Annotated in this window: 3 protein-coding genes; 2 read left to right on the top strand and 1 reads right to left on the bottom strand. The window is 72.9% G+C overall.

Features of this window, described 5'->3' with window-relative positions:
- The first annotated feature begins 90 nt into the window (after nucleotides 1-90).
- Nucleotides 91-567 carry an OsmC family protein gene (locus ACFFCA_RS19750; protein WP_375487992.1) on the top strand — a complete coding sequence of 159 codons (477 nt, stop codon included), beginning with the start codon at nucleotides 91-93 and terminating at the stop codon, nucleotides 565-567.
- Here ACFFCA_RS19750 and ACFFCA_RS19745 read toward each other — a convergent pair.
- On the bottom strand, nucleotides 554-1,987 hold the full coding sequence (locus tag ACFFCA_RS19745; protein ID WP_375487990.1) for an MFS transporter: 1,434 nt from the start codon (nucleotides 1,985-1,987) through the stop codon (nucleotides 554-556). The two genes, ACFFCA_RS19750 and ACFFCA_RS19745, sit on opposite strands and share 14 nt — an antisense overlap.
- A 51-nt stretch (nucleotides 1,988-2,038) precedes the next feature.
- On the opposite strand from ACFFCA_RS19745, the gene ACFFCA_RS19740 reads away from it, so the two are divergent.
- Nucleotides 2,039-2,530 carry a winged helix-turn-helix transcriptional regulator gene (locus ACFFCA_RS19740; protein WP_375487988.1) on the top strand — a complete coding sequence of 164 codons (492 nt, stop codon included), beginning with the start codon at nucleotides 2,039-2,041 and terminating at the stop codon, nucleotides 2,528-2,530.
- The last annotated feature ends 26 nt before the right edge of the window (nucleotides 2,531-2,556 follow it).

The raw sequence follows: 2,556 nt of genomic DNA, 5'->3' as shown, positions 1-2,556 counted from the left end.
CCCGCCGCAAACCTCGCCTTCCCCATCGCTGCGGTCGTACCGCACCGCGGTTCAGCGACCACAGCGACGGGGAAGCGGGAGGATGAGGGCATGGCCACGCCGCACCGTTACGAGTTGGGTCTGCGCTGGACGGGCAACCGCGGTGTAGGAACCAGGACGTTCCGCGCGTTCACCCGTGACCACGACGTCACCGCGGCGGGCGTGCCGACCCTGCTCGGCTCGGCCGACCCGGCGTTCCGCGGTGACCCGTCGCGGTGGAATCCCGAGCAGCTGCTGGTCGCCTCCCTCGCGCAGTGCCACCTGCTGACCTACCTGTGGCTCGCCGTGCAGGAGCGGGTCGTGGTGCTGGCCTACGAGGACACGCCGACCGGCACCATGCTGGCCGAGCCCGGCGGCAGCGGGCGGTTCGCGGAGGTGACCTTGCACCCGGCGGTCACGATCGCCGACGGCGCCGACGTCGAGCGTGCGGAGGCGCTGCACGGACGGGTGGGCGACTACTGCTTCATCGCGCGATCGGTGAACTTCCCGGTGCACCACGACCCGACGACCCTGGTCACCCCTCGCTGACCAACAGCGACGAACCGTCCGCAGGGGAACTCGTCGCACCGTCGCTCGCCGTGGCGGTCGTGGGTGTCATCCCCGGGGCAGCGACGGCCGCCAGGACGGCCACCGCGGCGAACGCCCACCAGGTGTGCCGGAACGCGGTGTGCGCCGCGGCGTAGCCGACCGGCGTGCCGAGCACGGCGACGACCAGGCTGACGCCGAGCGCGGTACCGATCTGCCGGCTCATGTTGACGACCGCCGCTCCGGTCGCGGCGCGTGCCGGCGGCAGGTCGGCCGCGGCCGAGCTCAGGATCGACGGGAGGGCCAGGCCCACCCCGATGCCGCCGACCAACCAGCCCGGCAGCACGCTCGTCGCGTAGTCCGGCGTCGCGTGGACCGACAGCGACGTGAGCACGCCGCCCGCACCGACGAGCAGGCAGCCCAGGGCGACGATTCGCCCGACGGGGATGCGGGCTGCCAACCGGTGGGCGACGGCGGCGAAGATCGGCACCATGAGCGGGCCGGGTGCCACTGCGAACCCGGTGCGCAGCGCGGAGTACCCCCACACCTGTTGCATCCAGAGGATGTTGGTGAGCAGGGCCGCCGCGAAGGGCACCGCGAACAGCAGGGCCGTGGCGTTGGACCAGGCGAAGGCACGGACTCGAAGCAGGGCCGGCTCGATGACGGGTACGGCGTGCCGGCGCGAGCTGAGCACGAAACCGAGCAGCCCGGCGACGGCGACGGCCCAGGCGGCGTCGGTGCGCCCGGAACCCCATCCCCACGACGGGCCCTCGACCAGGCCGAGGGTCAGGGCGCCGATCGCCACCGCGAGCAGCAGCGCACCGAGCACATCGGGGATGCGGCTCACGGACTCGTCCCGCGAGCGGGGCACCCACGCGGCAGCGGCGAGCAGGGCGACAATGCCGATCGGCACGTTGACCAGGAACACCCAGCGCCACGACGCCTCCACCAGCATGCCGCCGACCGCAGGCCCCAGTGCCGCGGCCAGGGCGCCGGTGGCCGCCCAGATGCGGACCGACCGTGCCCGGTGCTCGGGACGCGCCGACGCGACGACCAGCCCGAGGCTCGCGGGGGTCAGCAGGGCGGCGCCGACGGCCTGCAGCACCCGGAAGGCGACCAGGACCCAGATGCCGTCGCTCGCCGCACAGGCCGCGCTCGCCACCGTGAAGACGGCGAGCCCGAGCAGGAAGCCGCCCTTGCGCCCGTAGCGGTCGGCGATGCGCCCGGCGGGCACGAGCAGGGCGGCGTAGACGATGGCGTAGGCGTTGAGCACCCACGACAGCTGCGAGAGCGTGGTGCCGTGGAAGTCGTGGCCGATGTCGTCGAAGGCCACGTTGACGATGAAGACGTCGAGGCTGGCCATGAAGGCGGCCAGGGACAGGACGGTGAGCACGAGGCCAGGACGCTGGCTGGGCTTGGGCATAGCCAGCACCGTAACTGGCTGACTACGGTCCGCACAAGTTAGGATGACGACATGCCCGAGGATGCCGTCACCCTGCAGGGAGTCCTGGCCGATCGGGATGCGTGGAGCACCGCGAACTGCCCGGTCGGCCGGTCGATGGAGCTGATCGGCACGCGCTCGGCCATGCTGCTGATGCGCGAGGCCTACTACGGCACGACCCGTTTCGACGACTTCGCCCGGCGGGTGGGCGTCACGGAGGCCGTGGCTGCCGCCCGGCTGCGTGAGCTCACCGAGGCGGGCCTGCTCCGTCGCGAGCCCTACCGCGAGCCGGGCCAGCGGACACGTCACGAGTACCGGCTCACCGACATGGGGCGCGACCTGGCGCCGGTCGTGCTCGGCCTCTACCAGTGGGGCGTTAAGTACCTCGCCGGCGGACGCCCCATGCCGCGCCTGCGCCACGCCGACTGCGGCAGCGACGTGCACGTGACCGTCACCTGCGCCGAGGGGCACGACGTGCCGCTGCGCGAGGTCGACGTCGAACCGGCACGCCGCCCGTCCCTCTGACCCGACCTACCCCCGCGACCTACCCC

The organism is uncultured Jatrophihabitans sp., assembly GCF_964252635.1.
GTDB lineage: Bacteria > Actinomycetota > Actinomycetes > Mycobacteriales > Jatrophihabitantaceae > Jatrophihabitans.
Note: the sequence above shows the minus strand (reverse complement) of the source record. Positions and strands in the feature narration are given on the sequence as shown.

What these genes read in the sequence shown, in the direction of transcription:
- ACFFCA_RS19750 (WP_375487992.1), top strand. Translation starts at nt 91, where the DNA reads ATGGCCACGCCGCACCGTTACGAGTTGGGTCTGCGCTGGACGGGCAAC.
- ACFFCA_RS19745 (WP_375487990.1), bottom strand. Translation starts at nt 1,987, where the DNA reads ATGCCCAAGCCCAGCCAGCGTCCTGGCCTCGTGCTCACCGTCCTGTCC.
- ACFFCA_RS19740 (WP_375487988.1), top strand. Translation starts at nt 2,039, where the DNA reads ATGCCCGAGGATGCCGTCACCCTGCAGGGAGTCCTGGCCGATCGGGAT.